We start from the raw sequence: 20,321 nt of genomic DNA, 5'->3' as shown, positions 1-20,321 counted from the left end.
ACGACAGGCTAGCCCGCTGGCCCACTTGGAAGTGGAAAATTCCGGCATGACGTTGTCATCGAGACCAGGAGGTCATGCCGTGAAGAAGAGCACGTTCACCGATGAGCAGATCGCACGTGGGTTGAAGCAGGCCGGCCTTATCCACCCGCGCATCCGAAATTCATCAGACGAAAATCCGGCGACAGCGCGTTGTTGCGGCCCGTGGATAGCGTTTGCCTTGGCTGGATAACGCTTCCTTCGCCACCGATCTATCTTTGAATTACCTCGATGACATCGAGGATTTCAGCGGCCCGACCAAACGATGAAGCCATTCACGTTTTCATTCCCGGGTTGCGGCGGAGTTGGCGATGAGCATGGTCAAGAGCGGTATGGACGATCTCGGTGGCGCGACAGGTGCGCTGCGATCCGTCGTGGAAAAGTGGCTTGGCGCGAGTGGCGCTGCAGATATGCAAATCACGGGCGGCGGCGGAACCGGAAGGTATCCGGGACGGTATGTCCGCATCGAATCACCGTGCCGAAATGACGGAGCCGCGATGTCGACGCACTTGTTCGCTGCGTGAATCGATTGAAATACCTGGAGCATGAGCCATGGACGTCCTGAGTATCGCCCAGCACTGCGGAATGCAATTGACGCTTGATGCGCGAATAGGCCGAGAAGAGTGTCGAAGCGCGCACGGCTCGGTGGAAGCGCTCGAGCGATTTGCCGAAGCACTCGTCGCCTCGCTCGGCTGCGGCGAATCGGGACGTGCCGGACTGGCCGAGCGTGGAGCGCCACACACCCGCCGCGCGTAACCGTTGCCGCGTCACTTTCTTCGTTTCCGGGATGTCGATTGCCTGAACCGGATTTCCAATGAAATTGTGACCCCCGACGATATGGACAAACAAGGGGGCGGCAGCCACGCGTCACGATGACCGATGCTGCTGCATACGGACGTACAGAAGAGGAGCGATGCTATGAAGGACAACAGCCGGAGTGTGGCGATCGAGGATCATGCGCTTGAGCGCGTACCGGACAGCGAACGAAAGGGGTGGCTTGCGTTGTCGTGGAACACGGCGGGGATCGTGACGACCCTCGTTCAGCTATTCCTCGGCGCGCTGGTCACTTTCGTCGCGGGATTCAAGATCGCGATTCTCGCGGGAGCGACCGTCACGATCGCCGGCGGACTGCTCGGCTGGGCGTGCGGTCACGTTGCATACCGGTCCGGGCTGTCCAGTACCGTCATGTCCCGTTACTTCGGCTTCGGGCAGAAAGGATCGATCATTTCGTCGTTGATCTTCGCTTTCATGATCATCGGCTTTCTCGCGCTGGAAAACGCGTTGCTGTATCGCGGTTTCATCTTCTATTTCGGCATCGCCGACACGACGCTTGCCCGAATCGTCATCTACGGCCTGCTCAGCGCGGCATGGGTGCTGTTGACCGCTTACGGATTCGCGTTGGTCGCACGGGTATCGTCGATCACGCTGGTCCTGTTTCTGGCCGTACTTGCTTACATCGCACACGACGTCATTTCGGGTACGGGCCTTGCCGCCACGGATCTCTTCTCGTTCGGCTCGCAGTTTCCGGCGAGCGTTCTTCAGTCGATGGGCGTGGAAAGCGATCTGCAAAAATTCATCTTTGCCGTCAACGTGCTCGTCGGGTCGGCCGGTGCGCTCGCGCTCGTGGATGCCGATCTCGGCCGCTATGCGCGCAGATCGCGCGATATCGGGTATGCGGCGCTGATTGGCAACCTGATGATGGATGTCCTGATGCTGGGGCTCGGCGGCATCATCATGTATGCGGGGATCCCGGCGCTCGTGCAATTCTATATGCACACCGCCGGCATGACGCATGAAGCGGCCATGCATGCGTCCCTGCAGAGTCCCGACAGCGTCACCGCTGCATTCGTCGTGTTTGGCGGTGCGCTCGGCGCTTTGCTGATGGTCCTTGCGCAAAGCAAGGCACAGGTCATCAATACTTATAGCGCGTCGCTGTCCCTGTCCAATCTTTTCGATGCGATCAACGTGCGGCCAGGGCGCCTGACATTCGTCATCGTGGCCAACGTCATCGGCCTGCTGATGCTCTACGGGAAGATCCTCGCGCTGGTCAATTCATGGATCACGATTCTCGGCGTTCTGACGACGGCATTCGCAGGCATTATCGTCGCGGATTTCTTCATCGTCCGCCGCTTCTCGCGCGAACTCGATACGAATCTGAACGAACCCGCGGAAGCGGTCAACTGGGCGGGTGTCATCACGTCGATCGCGGCGGTGGTTGCTTCCCACTACTTCCTCGGGCGCTTCGTGCCGGTGGAAGCGATCGCCACGATGGGAATCTGTGTCGTGCTGTATCCGGCGCTGCGTCTCACGGTGTTCAGACCCGCCCGAACCGGGCGAGCGGTTTCCGCAGGCCTGTGAGGCGACTGTCCGCACGACACGAACGAAGGGGCGAATGCGGCGTGCCCCTTCGGCATGAACCACATCGGATCGGAGAATCGAGAATGACACGCAAGAGTTTGCCGGGCGTGATGCACGTCGACCATGTCGCATTGACCGTACCGAACCTGGATGCCGCGGTTCACTTCTATGGCGAGGTGCTGGGTGCGATCGAACTTTACCGGATGGGCCCGTTCGATGCCGAGGCGTTGCCTGCGATGCCGGACGGCACTGACTGGACGGCAGCGCATCTGAACATCGCCGGGGCACGACTGAATTTCGTGATGATGGCGCTCGGCAGGAACCTGATGCTGGAACTGTTCCGCTATGAGCGGCCGGACGACGCAAGACAGATACCGCCCCGCAATTGTGACATCGGCGCGAGCCACATCGCGTTAAAGGTCGAGAATCTCGACGACGCGCTCGCCTTTCTTCGGGAGCGTGGCGTGAAGGTGATGGCGGGACCGATTGTGATCGACAGTGGCCCGTGTGCCGGGCTGCGGGTGAATTACTTCCTCGATCCGTTCGGGAATCAGCTGGAACTGGTCGAGTACAAGCACCTGCCGTTCATGGATGAGACCGACGCGCCGTTGTACGCCCGTCGATCGTAGTGCAACAGAGAGAGCTATCAGATGCAAGAAGATACCGACGTCGTCATCGTTGGGAGCGGGATGAATTCGTTGGTCTGCGCCGCAATATTGTCGAAGCGCGGGAAGCACGTCACGGTGATCGAGCGCAATACCGAACTGGGCGGATGTATTCGCAGCCAGGAGCTGTTTCCGGGCTATACGCACGATGTGCTTTCTTCGTGGTATCCGCTCTTCGTCGGGAGTCCTGCATACGCGGAACTCAAGAGCGATCTCGAAGCGGCGGGACTCGCGTTCGCGCAGTGTGACTACGCCACCGGCGTCGTGACGCCGGATGGGCGCGCGATGGCGTTCCGGCAGAATCTGGAAGATACGGTGCGCCGTCTGGATGCGGCCTGTGCGGGAGACGGCGCGGCGTTCGGCGCCATGGCGCAGCGCCTGTTCGGCGAGGATGCCGGCCTCACCTTCGGCTTGCTCGGGGAGAATCCGTATGGCTGGAACATGGTCAAGCTGATGTGGCGCGAATGGCGCCGGCGGGGGACGGACGGGCTTGTCGCGTTCGTCGGCGGAGCGCTTGAAAACTTCCGACGCTGGGGCAACCGCACGCTCGGCTCCGATCTGGCGCGCGCGGCGATCGCTCCATGGGCGTTGCATACCGGGCTTGGGCCGGACGATGCCTGCTCCGCGTTGATCGGCAAGCTTACGTTCGCGGCCGTGATCGCCGGTGGCATGCCGGTCGTGAAGGGTGGCAGCGGCAACATCGTCAAGGCATTCAGGACGATCATCGAGCGCAGAGGCGGGACGTTCGTGACCGGCGTGGATGTCGAGCGGATCGTCCTGGAGCGGGGGCGAGCCGTCGGCGTGAGCGCCGGCGGCCGAACGTGGCATGCCCGGGAGGCAGTGGTGTGCAACGTCACGCCGAAACAGCTGTACGGCCGTTTGTTGCCTGACGCACCCGAGCCGTGGCGCGAGCGCGCCGACGGCTATTTCTTCGGCCGTGGCGATATGCAGATCCACTTCGCACTTTCGTCGCCTCCCGACTGGTGCGATGCTGAGCTTGGACGTGTCCCGCTCGTGCATTTGACGGAGAGCATGGAGACGGTTTGCCTGTCCGTTACGCAAGCCAACAATGGCCTGATTCCGGCGCAGCCGACGATCGCCATCGGCCAGCCGACAGTTGTCGATCCGAGCCGCGCACCTGCGGGTGGCGCGATACTTTGGCTCCAGATGCAGGAGATGCCGTCGAGATTGCGCGGCGATGCGCTTGGCGAGATCGCCGTACCGGCCGATGGCCGGTGGACCGACGCCGTGCGCGAAAAGGTTGCCGATCGGGTGCAACGTCGCCTGGAAACGGCGATGCCGGGCCTGTCGAACAAAGTGGTCGGGCGTCGAGCCTACTCGCCGGCCGATCTGGAGGCGCTCAACTGCAACCTGGTCGGCGGGGATCCCTATTCCGGCGTTTGCTCGCCCGATCAGTTTTTCTGGCTGCGGCCGATCGCGGGGTCCAAGGGGCGCCGAGGTCACGAAACCCCATTTCGCAACCTGTACCAGATCGGTGCATCGACGCATCCCGGGCCGGGGCTTGGCGGCGCATCCGGCTGGATGATGGCCAACCGGCTAAGTTGAGTCGCGATTCCGACGAGACGGGCAGGGCTCAAGCCGACGGATCGCTGAGCGTGTGTACGACGAGGTTTCTGAGCCATCGATTGGCCGCGCGGTCGTCGGCGTCGGCATGCCAGTGCACGGTCACGGTAACGTCCGGAATGTCGATCGGCAAGTCGTAGACGGCGAATGCGCCGTCCGGATTGAGCCATTGGACGGTGCGCCGTGGTACCGTCACGATCCAGTCCGTTCTCGCCAGAATGTGCGGCACGACCGTGAAGTGCGGGACACGCAATGCGATCTGCCGGTGGATGCTCTTTTCCCGGAATTGCGTCTCGATCTGATGATGCGCGCTCTCGAGCGAGCCGACCAGGATATGGGGCAGTGCAAGGTATTGAGCGAGCGTCAGTTCGGCTCCCGGCAAGGTATCGCGCCGCCGGGTCATGCAGACGTAGTCCTCGTGAAACAGCGGCTGATAGCGAGTACGGCCGATCAACGACGGTAGATTGCCGATTGCAAGATCCAGCTTGCCTACCCGGAGCGCGTCCTCGATGTGCGTGACAAGCACCGATTGAATGTCCAGCCGCACGTGCGGCGCACATTGCTCCAGTGCGGCACACAGCGGGGGCAGGAATGCCAGCTCACCGATGTCGGACATGGAGATGCGGAAGACCCGCGTGCTGGTCGACGGATCGAAGGGCCCCATCATCTGGATTGCGTGTTCGGCCGCCGCCATCGCCTGCTGCAGCGGTTCGCGCAGTTCCAGTGCCGCTGACGTGGGTTGCATTTCGTTGCCGGCACGGACAAACAGCGGATCGTCGAGCAGTGCGCGCAGTCGACCCAGGGAATAGCTGACCGCGGGCTGGGACAGGCAGAGCCGGCCGGCGGCGAGTGTCAGGTTCCGCTCTTCCAGAATGGCATGGAAGACGCGCAGGAGGTTCAGGTCGATGCGGGCGGTGTCCATGGAAAGCACGTGTAGGTTGGGCGTGTCGGGTTGCAATGGCCGGTCATTGCGACGCCATCCGCCACGATAAGCCATTTTATTCGGTCGCAGGATATTGATCGATTCGGATAATCGATCCCCTGTCGTTACACTGCATCGTGCCATTAGTACTGCGTCGCGTGAAGGCGTGAAGATATGAACACTCATCCCCAGTTCTTCGACGGCACGCCGGATGCGTTCCGTCATTTCCATGTCGAATTCCAGGGCAGCCGGATGGATCCCGACCATGTCATCGACGGGGTAGGGCGAGCATTCAAGCCGCACCGAATGTCGGTGACCGGCGCGGATCAGTCGCTCGACGCTGCATTCCGTTCGTTGAAGATCGGGAATCTGCAGATCTTTTACCTGCAATATGGCGCGGAAGTCCGCGTCGATCCTGGCGAGCTGGGTGACTTCACGCTCGTCCAGATGCCGATTCGCGGTGCGGGACACTACACCTGCGGCGCACATCATGTGTCGGGGGGGCGAGGGGTGGCCGCAGTGCTGTCGCCGCAAGAATCGACCCAAATGGCGTTCTCGAACGAACTCCGGCAGATCATCGTTCGCATCGAACAGGCGGCCATCGACCGCGCCTGTGTCGAACATATCGAGCTGCTTCCGGAAAAAGGCCTGCGCTTTCAACCCGAACTGGATCTCAACAGTCCTGCGGGACGTGCATGGTGCGGCGCATTGACCTATATTCTCGAGGGCAGCGTCGCGTTCTCCGAGCTGCTTCGCACGCGTGCATACGCGGAGCATTGCGAGCGCATGCTGATCGATACTCTTCTTTTTTCGCACGCCAGCAACTGCTCCGAAGCGCTCGCGGCGATGCCGATGCGCAAGGCAGTCAGGCCGGCCTATGTGAAGCGGGCCGAGGACTACATGCGTGCACATCTTCCCGATGTCACGTCGGTCGAGGAGATTGCCCGCACGGTCGGCGTCAGCCCGCGAGCGTTGTTCTACGCATTCCGGCAGACCTACGATCAGACGCCGATGGCGTACCTGCGGGAGTTGCGTCTCAAGGCGGTACATGCCGAACTCAAGACCGGCGATCCGACGATGCGCCTGACGGATGTCGCGATGCGCTGGGGATTCGCGCATTACGGCCATTTTGCATCCCATTACCGACGCCGGTTCGGCGTGCGACCGCAAGACACGCTGAATGCGTCGTGCGCCTGATGGCCTCGATGTAGCCGCGTAAGAACTAGAACGTACTCCTCTTCGTCAATCGGACGAGCGCTGCAGGAATCGGATAGCCGGACGACTTTTGGACTTCGATGATCCAGTCGTGCTGACTGACATTCGCGAGGATGTCGGACGCAAGGTGAAAGCGGTTCAATTCAGCGTGAGGAGATCAGGTATGAAGGGGGGGAACGTAAAGCGCCGGTCGGCTGTGCCGATTGTATGCGCGGCCGTATCGTTGGCGTGTTGCGCGGTTGCCGCGCATGCGCAAAGCAGTGTCACGATGTATGGGGTGATCGACTCGGGCATCGACTATGTGACGAATGTAGGCGGGAAGCGTCAGGTGTCGCTCGGAACCGGCGTTCTGGCGCCGAACCTTTTCGGTTTTCGAGGAAAGGAAGATCTGGGTGCGGGTCTTGCCGCCATCTTCGTGCTCGAAGGGCAGTTCAACGCCGGCAACGGTGCGTCGATCGGCAATCTTTTCGGTCGCCAGGCATATGTCGGATTGTCCGACAGCAAGTGGGGAACGCTGACCGCCGGAAATCAGTATGACTTCATGTTCACGTCGCTGGCCGTCAAGCGTTATGGACCCGAGTTCCCGTTCATTTCGCTCCAGAACCTGAGGCAAGGCCCGTTCAATGCGCTCGGCATTCCGAATCAACCGAGTGGCGGGTTCGATTTCGACCGTGTTGCAGGGGAGCACATTTCGAATTCGGTCAAATACGAGAGCCCGAACTTCAACGGCTTGAGCTTCGGCGGGATGTATGGGTTTGGTGGCGTGGCGGGCGCTATTTCGCAGAACAGCGCCCAGAGTTTTGCGATCGATTACGGCAACCAGCTGTTCAATATCGACGCTGCGTATACCTACGTGCGCTATCCGGGCATCAACGGCGGGAATGCCGGGATCCGCAACTTTGGCATCGGTGGCGGTGTGTTTCTCGGCCCGGCGTATGTCGACGCACTTTATACCTCCACGAGAAACACCTTCACGGGCGGGCGAGTGGACGTCTATGAAGTGGGTGGCATGTATCGATTCAACCCCGCGTTCCGTGCCGCCGCCGCCTATCAGTTCATGGACGGCAATGCCGCGCTCGACGGTAACAAGGCGCACCAGGTCAACCTGACGCTCGATTACTCGCTGTCGAAGCGTACGGACGTCTATACGAGCGTCACGTACCAGCGCACGAGCGGCAACGGCGCGCAGGCTCAGGTTGTCTTGTTCGAGCCGTCGAACGGCCGGAATCAGATGGTATTGCGCGCCGGTCTCCGACATCTCTTCTGAACCCCGCAGCGATCTCGGCATGCGCCGCTCCGATGGGGCGCATGCCGCGCACTTCGGGCCGCGGTGGACGCGCGGCTCCGGATTCTCCCGGCGCGCCGTGGAATTGGCCCGGCGAGCGTTTGAACGCGAGCGGGTTCATGCTCCGACGCGCACGGTCATGTATGCAATGCGTTAACTGAAGGTGAAACGATGAGACGAATCCTGTCCTCAAGCGACTTTATTCTCGGCACATTCGCGACGAACTGCTCGGGCGGCATGTCGGTCACGAAAATTCCGGAGCGCTGGAACAATTCGTGGGAGAACAACGAGAAACTCGCCATCATGCTCGACGAGGCGGGCATCGACTTCATGCTGCCGATTGCACGATGGATCGGTTATGGCGGCGAGACGGACTTTCACGGTTCCGTGCTCGAAACGACAACCTGGGCCGCCGGTATCCTCGCGAAGACGCAGCACCTGACCGTCTTCGCCACAGTGCACACCGCCGCAAACAACCCTGTCGTTGTCGCGAAGCAGATTGCCACGCTCGATCAGATCGGCCGCGGTCGGGCCGGACTGAATATCGTCGCCGGATGGAACCGGCCGGAGTACGAGGCACTCGGTCTTGCACTGTCCGATCGTCACGACACGCGCTATGCGTACGCGCAGGAATGGTTCGACATCGTCGGCAAGCTTTGGAGCAGCGACGGTGCGTTCGATTGGCGAGGCGACGCATTCTCGTTGAAAGGCGCATATGGCCTGCCGGCGCCATGGGGCGGCGACCGTCCGCCGATCCTGAACGCGGCGGGGTCGGGAGAGGGGCGCGAATTCGCCGTCCGCAACGCGGATTTCCTTTTTACGCCTGCGATCGATCTGGAGCGTTCTCGTACCGAAGTGGCCGAGATCAAGGCGCGCGGTCGACAGAGCGGGCGAGATGTGCAGGTGTTGACGTTTTCGCACGTCGTCTGCCGACCTACCGAACAGGAAGCGCGCGATTACCTGCGGCATTTCGCACAGACGAATGCGGACTGGGAGGCGGTCGACAACCTTGTCGCGCTGCAATTCGCCAATGCCCAGTCGTTCCCGCACGATTTGCTGTCGATGATCCGCGACCGCATGGCCGCCGGTCACGGTGGATTCCCGCTCGTCGGTACGCCGCAGCAAGTGGCCGATGGCATCCAGGCTTTGGCCGAGGCCGGTTTCAAGGGCACGACGCTGTCGTTCGTGGACTACATCAAGGAGTTTCCGTATTTCCGCGATGAAGTGCTGCCGTTGCTGGAAGCGCGCGGATTGCGAAGCGCGTCCCGTCTGGTGAGTGTCGTATGAGAAAAACGCACGTCGACGCCAGACGTCGAGCCTGATCGGACGAACCGGAAGCCCGGCTTCCGGCAACCGCAAGGAGACCACCGCGCATGAGTGAGATACGAGGAACGGGGTTTGCCGCCGTACGCGGGCATACACGGTCGGATGCACCGGAAATGCCGCATTGGGTGACGGTGCGCGTGATTGCCCTATGTTTCTTCGCCATTCTTGCCGAAGGGTACGACGTCGGCATCTACGGTGCCGTGTTGCCGGCCCTGGTCGACGAGCGGGCATGGGGGCTCACACCCACGCAGTTTGGTGTGCTGGGTAGCTATGCGTTGATCGGAATGCTGGTGGGAGCCGTGCTGGTCGGCGCCTTATCCGATGTGAGTGGCCGAAAGAAGACGCTGATTGCATGTATCGGGGTTTTTTCAATCACGATGGCCTGGGCATCCTTGGCGCGGACGCCAGCCGAGTTCGGGTGGTGCCGATTCATTGGCGGCCTGGGGCTGGGCGGGGTGATACCGACGGCTTCGGCGCTCACGATCGAGTATTCGCCCGTTCGTCGTCGGTCGTTCAACTACGCGCTGATGTATTCGGGCTATGCATTGGGAGGGGTCCTCATCGCGTTGCTCTCGCTCTGGTTTGTGCAGGAATCCGGCTGGCGCGCGCTGTTCCGGATTGGGGCGTTCCCGCTTCTCGCGATACCCGTGATGGTGTGGGGCTTGCCCGAGTCGATCACCTTTCTGCGCAGCCGGGGACGAATGCGGGAAGCCGACGAACTTGCGGCGCGTCTCGGCATTGTCGTGCTTGATCAGGATTCCGGCGCTTCGGTATCGAGAGCGCCGCGGCTGATTGAAAGGATCGGTAGTCTGTTCGGGCCGTTCAGCATCCGCGCCACGCTGTTGTTCTGGATTGCGTTCTTCATGGGTTTGCTGCTGATCTATGGGCTCAATACCTGGCTGCCGCAGATGATGCGCAGCGCGGGCTATCCACTCGGTTCGAGCCTGGCGCTGCTTCTCGCGCTCAACCTGGCCGCGGCGATCGGCTCGCTGGTATCGGGTGCCGCTGCCGACCGCTGGGGATCGCGGCGCGTGATCGGAATCTCGTATCTGATCGCGGCGTGCAGCATCGCGCTGCTCGCGACCCGCCCGGGCACGCTTTTCACCTATGCCCTGGTCGGAATGGCGGGCGTCGGTTCCATTTCGACCACGCTGGTGATGAACGCTTACGTGGCGAAGTATTTCCCTCCGGGAGTGCGTGCCACGGCGCTTGGCCTCGCGCTCGGATTCGGCCGGCTGGGCGCGATTGCCGGACCGCTGCTCGGCGGCGTCCTGGTCAGCCATCACGTCAGCGTGGCGTCCTGCTTTCACGTGTTCGCAGCGGCGGGAGTCATCGCCGCACTGGCCGTTTTTCTGATCCGGGATCGCGCCTGACCACGTGGCGATCGGCGTCGCTCAATACCCGCAGACTGCGGATAACCATTGCGCGATGCGGATACACCCAGGTCGATTTGGCGAGCCATTATCGAATCAAGCATACGGATGTTCATGGAGGCTGTTTCATGCTCGATCCGACGGCGGCGCTGACTTGATGTCCTGCAGCCCGCGACGTCTGAACCGTCGAGCGATTCTCGTGTCCGTTGCAAAAAAAGTGTCATTTCCTCGAGCAAGGTGGACTCACATGAAAGATCTTGAAGGCAAGGTAGCCATCGTCACGGGTGGCGCGACGATTATCGGGGCGGCCGTGGTCGACGTGCTCCGCAGCTACGGCGTCAAGGTAGCGGTGTTCGACATCGATGCGGCGGGAGGCGCGCGCGTGACGTCGACCGATCCGCTGCACACGCGCTTCTGGCAGGTCGACATCGTCAATGACGAGCAACTCGAACAGGGGATCGCCGCCGTGGCGGAGCATTTCGGCCGCGTGGATTTTCTCGTCAACCTGGCGGCAACCTACCTCGACGACGGCGTGCAATCGGGACGCCGCGACTGGCTGACGGCGCTCGACGTGAACGTGGTCAGTGCGGTGATGGCGGCGCGCGCGGTCAAGCCGTACATGGTGCAGGCCGGCGGCGGCGCGATCGTCAATTTCACGAGTATTTCGTCCAAGGTCGCCCAGACGGGACGTTGGCTGTATCCGGTGTCGAAGGCTGCGCTCGTCCAGCTTACGCGGAACATGGCCATGGATTTCGCGACGGACGGCATTCGCGTGAACTCGGTATCGCCGGGCTGGACCTGGTCGCGCGTCATGGACGAGTTGACCCATGGCGATCGCGAGAAGACGGATCGGGTGGCCGCGGATTATCACCTGCTCGGGCGCGTCGCCGACCCGTCCGAGGTAGCCGATGTCGTCGCGTTCCTGTTGTCGGGTCATGCGTCGTTCGTCACCGGTGCCGACTATGCGGTCGATGGCGGCTATTCGACGATGGGTCCGGAGCAGGCACGGCCTGCCATTCCGCGGCTCGCGGAATAAGCGGCATCCCGGAACCAGTCCGATATTCATCAAGGAGAACTTCGATGCGTCGAATCGCAATCGTGGGTGGAGGCCAGGCAGGTTTGCCGTTGGCAATCGCACTGCTGGACAAGGGTTATGAAGTCACCGTCGTCACCAACCGTACGCCGGACGATATTCGTCGCGGCAAGGTGATGTCGAGCCAATGCATGTTCGATCCGGCGCTTCAGATCGAGCGGGACCTCGGCCTCGATCAATGGGCAGACGCGTGCCCGCCCGTCGAAGGTATCGGCTTCGCGGTGTGTCATCCGGAACCGGCGGGGGCGAAGGTCGTCGACTGGCGCGCACGACTGGACCTTCCGGCACAGTCGGTCGATCAGCGTGTCAAGATGCCTGTCTGGCTCGAGCTGTTCGAGTCGCGCGGCGGGCGGGTACTGATTCAGGATGCGGGCATTGCCGAGCTGGAAGCGCTTGCAGACGATCACGACCTCGTCGTCCTGGCTGCGGGCAAGGGCGAAGTCGTCCGCCTGTTCGAGCGCGACGCTGCGCGCTCGCCGTTCGACAAGCCGCAGCGCGCGCTTGCACTGACCTACGTGCATGGCCTCGAAAAAACGTCTGACTATTCGCGCGTGTCGTTCAATCTGATTCCCGGCGTAGGCGAGTATTTCGTGTTCCCGGCGCTGACGCTCTCCGGTCCATGCGACATCATGGTGTTCGAGGGGGTGCCGGGCGGCCCGCTGGATTTCTGGCGAGACATTCGTACTCCGGCCGAGCACCTGGCGGTAAGCAAGGGATTCCTCGAGTCGTACCTGCCGTGGGAAGCCGACCGCGCGCGGCATGTCGAACTGACCGACGACAACGGCATCCTGGCCGGCGCGTTCGCGCCGACGGTCCGCAAGCCGGTGATGACGCTGCCGTCCGGCCGGCTCGTGTTCGGGCTCGGCGATGCAGTCGTGACTAACGACCCGATTACGGGGCAAGGCGCCAACAATGCGACCAAGGCCTGCAAGGTTTATCTCGATGCGATTCTGGCCCACGGTGAGCAGCCCTATACACGCAAGTGGATGGAGCAAACCTTCGAGCAATTCTGGGATTACGCGCAATGGGTCGTCCGGTGGACGAATTCGTTGCTTACGCCGCCGCCGCCGCACGTATTGAAGCTGATCGGCGCAGCGGCCGGTTTGCCGTCGCTGGCAAGTGTCATTGCCGACGGTTTCAACCATCCGCCGTCCTATTTCCCGTGGTGGGCGGACGCGCAAGCGTGCGAGCACTTCCTGTCGCGCCACGAAGCCGTCTCGGCGATGTCGTAAGGAGAACGATATGTCTCAGTGTATTGCGTCCCCGGGCGCCGGTTCCGCCGAGGCTCCCGTATGGGGAAGCCTCGATCTGCAGCCCCGGACGCTGCGTAATCTGCTCGGCAGCTATCCGACCGGCGTCGCGATCGTCACGACGCGCGCGCCGGGCGGCCGGCCGGTCGGATTGACGATCAATTCCTTCGCGGCGCTTTCGCTGGACCCTCCGCTGATCTTGTGGAGCCTGGTCGACCATTCGCCCAACCTGGCCGCCTTCCGTGACAGCAGCCACTTCGCGATCAATATTCTGGCCAGCCAGCACGAGGAACTGGCACGTCGTTTCGCCACGTCAGGAATGCCCGACAAGTTCGCGGATGTCGCATGCCAGGACACGCCTGAAGGCGTGCCGGCACTCGACGGCGCGATGACGACGCTGATTTGCGCCCATGATCACAGTCGACACGCAGGCGACCATCTGTTGTTGATCGGGCGCGTGGTACGAACCGCGAGCCGACCGGGTACCCCGCTGGTGTTCCACGCCGGGCGATTCACGTCCGTGCACGCGACCTCGTAGCCCGTCGTCGCTTCCAATCAAATCGCTGAGGAGCCTTTTCATGGCACATACGAATCCATCATTGCTGCCGACTCTGGTCGAGCGGCTGGCGCACGGAACCATTCGCGTCGTCGATCTCACACAGACGCTGTCGCCGTCATTCCCGGCACTGCAGCTGCCGCCGCAGTTCGGCCAGGTCAAGCCGTTCACCGTCGAGCGCATTTCCCACTATGACGAGGCCGGCCCTGCCTGGTACTGGAATAATTTCACCTGCGGCGAGCATACGGGCACGCATTTCGATGCACCGGTCCATTGGGTGACGGGCCGCGATTATCCGCGTAACAGTGTCGACACGATCGAACCGGAGCACTTCGTTGCCCCAGCCGTCGTGCTGGACGCGAGCGCCGAGGTGGCTCGTAACGACGACTGGCTGTTGACGGTGGATTTTCTGGAAGCGTGGGAGCAGCGGCATGGCCGCATTCCAGCGGGTGCGTGGGTGCTGCTTCGCACGGACTGGTCGTTGCGCGTGAACGACGCGAACGCGTTTCTCAACTTGCGGGATGACGGGGCGCACACGCCGGGCCCGACTCGGGAAGCGGTCGAGTGGCTGATCCATCAACGCGCGGTGCATGGCTTCGGTGTGGAAACGATCAATACCGATGCCGGGCAGTCCTATGCATGGCCGCTTCCATACCCATGCCATACCCTGATGCACGGTGCGAACCGCTACGGATTGCAGTGTCTGAAGAACCTGGACCAGTTGCCTGCCCAGGGCGCGCTGATCCTGTCGGCACCTTTGAAGATCGAGGGGGGATCCGGAAGCCCGCTGCGCGTGCTCGCATTGGTGGAGTGATTCGGCCGCGAGGTGCGCGGAGCAAGCCGTTTGAACGCCGCCGGTATCGAAGCTTCATGCTTCGACCGGCGACTTTCGTGTGCCGGTATGAGAAGGCGAACGGACGCTTTTCGTTCGATGCCGTCGTGATGGCCGTCAGCGTCGCCGCAACGTCTGGCTCGGCGACTCGCCGTAGCGCTGCTTGTAGTCGTTGCTGAAACGACCCATATGCGCGAAACCCCAGCGTAGCGCGACGCCGGCAACGTTGCTGGCCTCGCCGGTCATCAACTCGGTGCGCGCACACTCCATGCGCAGATCGCGCAGATACTGCATCGGGCTGACACCCAGATACTCCTTGAAGCCGGCGTAAAGGCTGCGCATGCTGACGCCGGCAACCTGCGCGAGCTGATCTGCCGAAATGGGTTCGTGCGCGTGGGCCTTCACGTAGTCCTTCGCGCGCCGGATGTGGCGCGGCAGGATCGTACCGCGGCGCGCGGGCGGGGCATCACTGTAGTTGTGTCGTTGCGTGGAAAGCAGCGTGGACGCGACCAGTTGCTCGATGTGGTTGACAACGAGCTTGTGTTCGCCCAGAGCTGGGCACTGCACTGAGCAATCCATCAGATAATTCAGCAGGCATTGCCAGAGCGGGGTGTCTCGCCAGCGGAAACCGAGCTCGAAGTGCAACGGACTTTCAAGGGGATGATTCAGCTGGCCTACCAGTGTCCGTTCCAGCAACGACCGCGAAATACGCAGCATGAGCTGGTCGTTTCCGGTAGCCCATCTCATGACCGTTTCATCGTCGGGACTGAGGACGGACGCTAGCTCCGGGAACGAGTCGATATGCTGCGCTCCGCTGTCGATCGCCGCACTTCCGATCAGGGGCATCTGCACCAAAAAGAAATCTTCGAGCGGACCGGGGTCGATCTCCACGGCAGAGCCGTAGCGCAGCCGGCTCACGGATACGTCGCCCAACGGCATGAAATGCATACGCGCATCCAGCCGCTCGCTGCCGCCGGTGATCTTGAGGCTGTGCGGTTTCATGACGCGCCCCACCATCGACCGAACCTCGTCGATGTCTCCGGACGCGAACAGCAACCGGCCTGGGTCATTCAGGCCGCGTTCCAGCGGCGCGCCCGGCCGGGAAGGGGACGAGGTGGACGTGACGTGCAACATAACGGATACCTTTTCGAGAGCCGGCATGTCGACAAGCGCAGGTCGTTTCGCTGAACCGTGATCTTGTCGGGGGCGGACCGGAATATGCTTGCCGACTCGCATGAAATGTCATGCAAGAACCGCTTCCCATCCCGATGTTGCAAGCGCCGCGGCGGCCGTTCGTTGCACCCGAAGATCGAAGTCCGGAACGGGCGCGTCACGATCGCGTGACGCCATCGGGAATGGGCTGTCAGAAGAATAGTACTTCCACCTATACGCTGCCGAAACGCAGGAAAACCCCGCCCTGAAATGCGTCGGATATCCCGTTTCTGCAATGGATATCCGGGGCCTGCGGAAAGTGAAAGTACATGATTATTCATGTATTGACGGAGGGGGTGTGGCGAACGAAAGTGAGGTCCATGGGCACTGCGTGCCGTACGAACCACATTGAGGAAGGCAATGGCCGAGCGATCGTTTGTGCAAGAGGTGAAGAAGTTGCGTCTGGGTGCGGGCGAGCTGTTCAGCGGCGAGGGGATTCTCGCCGTGACCAAGGCGCTGCTGGAATCGGGTGTCGGGTACGTGGCGGGCTACCAGGGAGCGCCGATCTCGCATCTGATGGACGTCCTTGCCGATGCGCAGGATATTCTCGGTGAGTACGGGATCCGCTTCGAGAACAGCGCGAGCGAAGCCACGGCCGCCGCGACGCTGGCTGCGTCCGTCAACTACCCGCTGCGCGGCGCCGTTACGTTCAAGGCGACGGTCGGTACCAACGTCGCGTCGGATGCGCTCGCCAACCTGGCGTCCGGCGGCGTGCTGGGCGGTGCGCTCATCATCGTCGGCGAAGACTATGGCGAAGGTTCGTCGATCATGCAGGAGCGCAGCCATGCATTTGCGATGAAGTCGCAAATGTGGTTGCTCGATCCGCGCCCGAACCTGCCGTGCATCGTGCAGGCGGTCAAGGACGGATTCGATCTGTCGGAAGCGAGCAGCACGCCGGTCATGTTGCAGATGCGGATCCGCTCGTGTCACGTGCATGGTCAGTTCGTCACATCGGAAAATCGCCGCCCCGCATTTACGGTCAAGGATGCACTCGACAATCCCACACGCGATCTCAGCCGTATCGTCCTGCCGCCGGCCAGCTTTTTGCACGAAAAGGAAAAAGTGGAGGCACGCTGGCCCGCCGCGATCCGTTTCATCCAGGAGCGTCAGCTCAACGAATTTTTCGCTGATGGCGCGGCCGACGTCGGGATCGCGCTGCAAGGCGGCAACTACAACACGCTGATCCGTGCGCTCGAGAAGCTCGGCCTGGCCGACGTCTATGGCGAATCGAAGATCCCGCTGTACGTGATGAACGTCGCTTATCCGCTCGTCGACGCGGAATTCGAGCGGTTCTGCCAAGGCAAGCGCGCCATTCTGGTGCTTGAGGAAGGGCAGCCGAACTTCGTCGAGCAGAACGTGGCGAACATCCTGCGTCAACTTGGCGTCGATACCGCGCTGCACGGCAAGGACCTGCTGCCGATGGCCGGCGAATACAACACGGCGACGGTGCTCGCGGGTGTGCGTGCGTTCCTCGAGCGATACGGGGTCGTCGAGCCGAAGCCGGTTCAGGTACCGGTGCGGCGTGTCATCCCGCTTGTGCCGGCGCCGGTGGATTCACCGTCCGATGCGAAGGCGGTTGCGCTTGCGGACACGGCCGACGGAAGCGACGTCGACGAGCCGGGTGCGCTGGATCGCGAGGTTCACGCTCGTCCCCCGGGGTTTTGTACCGGTTGTCCCGAGCGGCCGATCTTTACCGCGATGAAGCTCGTCGAACGCGAATTGGGCCCGCACCACGTCAGCGCCGATATCGGATGCCATCTCTTTTCGATCTTGCCACCGTTCAACCTCGGCAATACGACGATGGGATATGGCCTGGGCGGTGCGGGCGCCGCCGCGCTGAACGCGCCGTCCGGCAAGCGCGCGATTTCGGTGATGGGCGATGGCGGCTTCTGGCACAACGGCCTCACCAGCGGCGTCGCGAATTCGGTTTTCAACCGCAGCGACAACCTGACCGTCATCATCGACAACAGCTACACGTCCGCGACCGGCGGACAGGACATCCTGTCGTCAGCCGCGCTCAATCCGACCCGAAGCACCGGGCATGCGATCGAGAAGGCCGTCAAAGGCGTCGGGGTCGAGTGGGTTCGCACCATCAAGCGCACTTATGACCTGAAAGCGATGACCGCGACGTTGCGGGAGGCGCTCACCACAACGGTCAAGGGGCCGAAGGTGCTGATCGCGCAAAGCGAATGCATGCTCAACAAGCAGCGCCGCGAGAAGCCGAAAGTGCGCAAGGCCATCGCGGCCGGCGAGCGCGTGGTGCGGGAGCGGTTTGGTGTCGATCCTGATACCTGCACCGGCGACCATTCGTGTATTCGCCTGTCGGGCTGCCCGTCGCTGTCGATCCGCGAGAATCCGGACCCGTTGCGACGCGATCCTGTCGCGACCGTGATGGACAGCTGCGTCGGATGCGGTCTGTGCGGCGAGGTTTCGCATGCGGCAGTGCTTTGCCCGTCGTTCTACCGAGCGGAGATCGTCAGTAATCCGACCCGTATGGATCGCTTGCGTCAACGGGTGCGCGGCGCGGTGATCGGCTGGCTGCAGAACGGCGACGCGCGGCGTCGTGCCCGATATGCGTTCTGACCCGTCGCCGTCAGTGCAATGGCCCTGCAAGGCGGGCTACACACGAGTCAGGCGGGTGCCGGCACCCGTCGTTGCTTCAAGAGGAAATCAGGAATGAATGCTGAGCCGATCAAGATCGCCATTCTCGCCATGGGCGGTGAGGGCGGCGGCGTGCTTGCCGACTGGATCGTCGATCTGGGAGAGGCAAATGGCTATTTCGCCCAGACAACGTCGGTGCCCGGCGTGGCGCAGCGCACCGGCGCGACGATCTACTACGTCGAGATGTTTCCGGGTGCAGACGCTGCGGTGCCGCGTACGCCGGTCCTTGCGCTGATGCCGATGCCGGGCGACGTCGACATCGTGCTGGCCTCGGAACTGATGGAAGCGGGGCGTGCGGTGCAGCGCGGCATCGTGACGGCGGACCGGACGACGCTCGTCGCATCGAGCCATCGCGTCTACTCGATCGGGGAGAAGGCTGCGATGGGAGACGGTCGCGTCGACAGCGATACTCTCGTGCGTCAATCCCGGCGCGCGGCGAAGCGATTCGTGCATTTCAACATGGCCGACGTGGCCGAGCGAACCGGCAGCGTCATTAGCGCCGTGCTGTTCGGTGCGCTGTGTGCTGCCGACGTGCTGCCGTTTTCGCGCGAACAGTTCGAGGCGACCATTGAGCGTGGCGGGGTGGGCGTCAAGCCCAGCCTCAAGGCATTCGATGCCGGTTTCAAGCGGGCTCGGCAGGACCACGCGGAGGCACCGCCGGCCGTCTCCCCGGCGGCAGCCGAACTCGCAACTCCCCGTCACCAGGCGGTTGCGGCGCTGGTCGAACGGGCGCGCCGTTACCCCTGCGATGCATCGACGCTCGCGATCGAAGGCGTTCGCCGCCTGATCGACTATCAGGATGTCGCGTACGCCGGGTTGTACCTGGATCGTCTCGATACGCTGCGCGCAACGTCTGGCGGAAGCGATACCAAGCTGTTGGGAGAAGCGGCGCGGCATCTGGCGCTCTGGATGTCATACGAGGACACGATTCGCGTGGCCGACCTGAAGACGCGTGCCAGTCGTTTCGAGCGTGTACGCGGCGAAGTGCGGGCGAAGACGGATCAGATTCTGCAAATCAACGAGTTCATGCACCCGCGCGTCGAGGAAATCGCCGAGACACTGCCGGCCGCGCTGGGTCGATGGTTGTTGCGCCCGCACGCGATGCACCGTTTCGTCGGGCGGTTCGCCCGGGAAGGGCGTGTGGTCAGCACGAGTTCGCTCGGCGGGTTCCTGATGTTGTATCTGCTGGCGCGCTGGCGTCGCTGGCGTCGCGTCACGCTGCGCTTCGCACTCGAGAACCAGCGTATCGAGACGTGGCTCGCGCGCGTTCGCGCGTTGGCGGCAACTGACCCGGCGCTCGCGCTCGAAACGGCGCAGTGCCAGCGGTTGGTGAAGGGGTATGGCGATACGCATGCAAGGGGGCTGCGCAACTACGAGACCTTGATGGCGGTCGTCGATCGTCATTCGGCTTCGATGAAGCCGGCCACGTTGCGCGAACTCCGCGACGCGGCACTGGCAGACGAACACGGCAACGCGCTGCGCGCGTGCATCGAGCGTCACGCACTTTCTACCGGAGGACAGACACGATGAATCCGCGCAAGCTGACACAAAAGCATCGAATCCGCTTTGCCGAATGCGATCCGGCCGGCATCGTGTTCTATCCGCAGTATTTCGTGATGTTCAACAACTTGCTTGAGGCGTGGATCGATGGTCTGCTGCCGGAGGGGTTCGCGGGATATATCGGCAAGCAGCGTTTCGGTTTGCCCACCGTTCGTCTCGAAGCAGATTTTCGCGCGATCAGCCGCATGGGAGACGATGTCGAGCTAAGCCTCGAAGTGCTGCGGCTTGGCGGAAAGTCGCTGACGTTGTCGCTCGCTTGTATCGGCAGCGAAGGCGAAATTCGAATGAGCGTGACGCAGGTGCTGGTTTCGACCTCGCTCGACACGCATCAGGCGATCGACATTCCAGACATGCTGCGTCGGGCACTGAGCTCGGAGCCCGTCAACGAGTAAA

At 62.3% G+C, this 20,321-nt stretch carries 17 protein-coding genes; 14 read left to right on the top strand and 3 right to left on the bottom strand.

The features are described 5' to 3' along the window. Positions 1-453: 453 nt before the first annotated feature. Positions 454-900, bottom strand: a complete 447-nt coding sequence (locus BME24068_RS09390) for a hypothetical protein (RefSeq protein ID WP_174925881.1) — start codon at positions 898-900, stop codon at positions 454-456. Between the two features lie 54 nt (positions 901-954). Here BME24068_RS09390 and BME24068_RS09385 point away from each other — a divergent pair, with 54 nt between their 5' ends. From BME24068_RS09385 to BME24068_RS09375, 3 genes are all read left to right on the top strand, one after another. Continuing rightward, complete coding sequence (locus BME24068_RS09385; protein ID WP_174925880.1) at positions 955-2,394, top strand: purine-cytosine permease family protein; 1,440 nt, start codon at positions 955-957, stop codon at positions 2,392-2,394. An 83-nt stretch (positions 2,395-2,477) separates the two neighbouring features. Further along, the gene (locus BME24068_RS09380; RefSeq protein WP_096501372.1) at positions 2,478-3,023 is read left to right on the top strand and encodes a VOC family protein; all 546 of its coding nucleotides are present in this window, start codon (positions 2,478-2,480) and stop codon (positions 3,021-3,023) included. A gap of 21 nt (positions 3,024-3,044) precedes the next feature. Then, positions 3,045-4,625 carry a phytoene desaturase family protein gene (locus BME24068_RS09375; protein ID WP_174925879.1) on the top strand — a complete coding sequence of 527 codons (1,581 nt, stop codon included), beginning with the start codon at positions 3,045-3,047 and terminating at the stop codon, positions 4,623-4,625. A 28-nt stretch (positions 4,626-4,653) separates the two neighbouring features. Here the strand turns inward: BME24068_RS09375 and BME24068_RS09370 are convergent, their stop codons facing one another. Next, the gene (locus BME24068_RS09370) at positions 4,654-5,565 is read right to left on the bottom strand and encodes a LysR family transcriptional regulator (RefSeq protein WP_174925944.1); all 912 of its coding nucleotides are present in this window, start codon (positions 5,563-5,565) and stop codon (positions 4,654-4,656) included. A 174-nt stretch (positions 5,566-5,739) separates the two neighbouring features. Here BME24068_RS09370 and BME24068_RS09365 point away from each other — a divergent pair, with 174 nt between their 5' ends. The 8 genes from BME24068_RS09365 (at position 5,740) to BME24068_RS09330 (ending at position 14,477) form a co-directional block, all read left to right on the top strand. Continuing rightward, positions 5,740-6,762: an AraC family transcriptional regulator gene (locus BME24068_RS09365; RefSeq protein ID WP_096501366.1), complete on the top strand. Its 1,023-nt coding sequence runs from the start codon at positions 5,740-5,742 to the stop codon at positions 6,760-6,762. 109 nt (positions 6,763-6,871) lie between these two features. Further along, positions 6,872-8,047 carry a porin gene (locus BME24068_RS09360; RefSeq protein ID WP_244110688.1) on the top strand — a complete coding sequence of 392 codons (1,176 nt, stop codon included), beginning with the start codon at positions 6,872-6,874 and terminating at the stop codon, positions 8,045-8,047. Between the two features lie 189 nt (positions 8,048-8,236). Beyond that, the gene (locus BME24068_RS09355; protein ID WP_174925878.1) at positions 8,237-9,352 is read left to right on the top strand and encodes an LLM class flavin-dependent oxidoreductase; all 1,116 of its coding nucleotides are present in this window, start codon (positions 8,237-8,239) and stop codon (positions 9,350-9,352) included. A gap of 86 nt (positions 9,353-9,438) precedes the next feature. Next, positions 9,439-10,764 carry an MFS transporter gene (locus BME24068_RS09350; protein WP_239007788.1) on the top strand — a complete coding sequence of 442 codons (1,326 nt, stop codon included), beginning with the start codon at positions 9,439-9,441 and terminating at the stop codon, positions 10,762-10,764. A 247-nt stretch (positions 10,765-11,011) separates the two neighbouring features. Further along, positions 11,012-11,800 carry an SDR family oxidoreductase gene (locus tag BME24068_RS09345; protein WP_174925877.1) on the top strand — a complete coding sequence of 263 codons (789 nt, stop codon included), beginning with the start codon at positions 11,012-11,014 and terminating at the stop codon, positions 11,798-11,800. Between the two features lie 44 nt (positions 11,801-11,844). Beyond that, positions 11,845-13,089, top strand: coding sequence for a styrene monooxygenase/indole monooxygenase family protein (locus BME24068_RS09340; RefSeq protein ID WP_174925876.1), 1,245 nt, complete (start codon positions 11,845-11,847; stop codon positions 13,087-13,089). A gap of 10 nt (positions 13,090-13,099) precedes the next feature. Further along, a complete protein-coding gene (locus BME24068_RS09335) occupies positions 13,100-13,645 on the top strand; it encodes a flavin reductase family protein (protein ID WP_096501354.1) in 546 nt (181 codons plus the stop codon). A gap of 40 nt (positions 13,646-13,685) precedes the next feature. Continuing rightward, positions 13,686-14,477, top strand: a complete 792-nt coding sequence (locus BME24068_RS09330; RefSeq protein ID WP_096501352.1) for a cyclase family protein — start codon at positions 13,686-13,688, stop codon at positions 14,475-14,477. A gap of 135 nt (positions 14,478-14,612) precedes the next feature. Here BME24068_RS09330 and BME24068_RS09325 read toward each other — a convergent pair whose 3' ends face one another. Further along, on the bottom strand, positions 14,613-15,629 hold the full coding sequence (locus tag BME24068_RS09325) for an AraC family transcriptional regulator (RefSeq protein WP_096501350.1): 1,017 nt from the start codon (positions 15,627-15,629) through the stop codon (positions 14,613-14,615). A 438-nt stretch (positions 15,630-16,067) separates the two neighbouring features. On the opposite strand from BME24068_RS09325, the gene BME24068_RS09320 reads away from it, so the two are divergent. From BME24068_RS09320 to BME24068_RS09310, 3 genes are all read left to right on the top strand, one after another. Further along, entirely contained in the window at positions 16,068-18,290 is a 2,223-nt protein-coding gene (locus BME24068_RS09320) for a thiamine pyrophosphate-dependent enzyme (RefSeq protein ID WP_174925875.1), read from the top strand. 93 nt (positions 18,291-18,383) lie between these two features. Then, positions 18,384-19,898: an indolepyruvate oxidoreductase subunit beta family protein gene (locus BME24068_RS09315; RefSeq protein ID WP_174925874.1), complete on the top strand. Its 1,515-nt coding sequence runs from the start codon at positions 18,384-18,386 to the stop codon at positions 19,896-19,898. After that, positions 19,895-20,320: an acyl-CoA thioesterase gene (locus BME24068_RS09310; RefSeq protein ID WP_096501344.1), complete on the top strand. Its 426-nt coding sequence runs from the start codon at positions 19,895-19,897 to the stop codon at positions 20,318-20,320. The genes BME24068_RS09315 and BME24068_RS09310 overlap by 4 nt, the downstream gene beginning before the upstream one ends. Position 20,321 lies beyond the last annotated feature (1 nt).

This window comes from Burkholderia anthina (genome assembly GCF_902498995.1).
GTDB classification, from domain to species: domain Bacteria; phylum Pseudomonadota; class Gammaproteobacteria; order Burkholderiales; family Burkholderiaceae; genus Burkholderia; species Burkholderia anthina.
This window is presented reverse-complemented; position numbering and strand designations above follow the sequence as displayed.

What these genes read in the sequence shown, in the direction of transcription:
- BME24068_RS09315 (WP_174925874.1), top strand. Translation starts at nt 18,384, where the DNA reads ATGAATGCTGAGCCGATCAAGATCGCCATTCTCGCCATGGGCGGTGAG.
- BME24068_RS09335 (WP_096501354.1), top strand. Translation starts at nt 13,100, where the DNA reads ATGTCTCAGTGTATTGCGTCCCCGGGCGCCGGTTCCGCCGAGGCTCCC.
- BME24068_RS09370 (WP_174925944.1), bottom strand. Translation starts at nt 5,565, where the DNA reads ATGGACACCGCCCGCATCGACCTGAACCTCCTGCGCGTCTTCCATGCC.
- BME24068_RS09355 (WP_174925878.1), top strand. Translation starts at nt 8,237, where the DNA reads ATGAGACGAATCCTGTCCTCAAGCGACTTTATTCTCGGCACATTCGCG.
- BME24068_RS09380 (WP_096501372.1), top strand. Translation starts at nt 2,478, where the DNA reads ATGACACGCAAGAGTTTGCCGGGCGTGATGCACGTCGACCATGTCGCA.
- BME24068_RS09340 (WP_174925876.1), top strand. Translation starts at nt 11,845, where the DNA reads ATGCGTCGAATCGCAATCGTGGGTGGAGGCCAGGCAGGTTTGCCGTTG.
- BME24068_RS09320 (WP_174925875.1), top strand. Translation starts at nt 16,068, where the DNA reads ATGGCCGAGCGATCGTTTGTGCAAGAGGTGAAGAAGTTGCGTCTGGGT.
- BME24068_RS09345 (WP_174925877.1), top strand. Translation starts at nt 11,012, where the DNA reads ATGAAAGATCTTGAAGGCAAGGTAGCCATCGTCACGGGTGGCGCGACG.
- BME24068_RS09330 (WP_096501352.1), top strand. Translation starts at nt 13,686, where the DNA reads ATGGCACATACGAATCCATCATTGCTGCCGACTCTGGTCGAGCGGCTG.
- BME24068_RS09325 (WP_096501350.1), bottom strand. Translation starts at nt 15,629, where the DNA reads ATGTTGCACGTCACGTCCACCTCGTCCCCTTCCCGGCCGGGCGCGCCG.
- BME24068_RS09365 (WP_096501366.1), top strand. Translation starts at nt 5,740, where the DNA reads ATGAACACTCATCCCCAGTTCTTCGACGGCACGCCGGATGCGTTCCGT.
- BME24068_RS09350 (WP_239007788.1), top strand. Translation starts at nt 9,439, where the DNA reads ATGAGTGAGATACGAGGAACGGGGTTTGCCGCCGTACGCGGGCATACA.
- BME24068_RS09310 (WP_096501344.1), top strand. Translation starts at nt 19,895, where the DNA reads ATGAATCCGCGCAAGCTGACACAAAAGCATCGAATCCGCTTTGCCGAA.
- BME24068_RS09385 (WP_174925880.1), top strand. Translation starts at nt 955, where the DNA reads ATGAAGGACAACAGCCGGAGTGTGGCGATCGAGGATCATGCGCTTGAG.
- BME24068_RS09375 (WP_174925879.1), top strand. Translation starts at nt 3,045, where the DNA reads ATGCAAGAAGATACCGACGTCGTCATCGTTGGGAGCGGGATGAATTCG.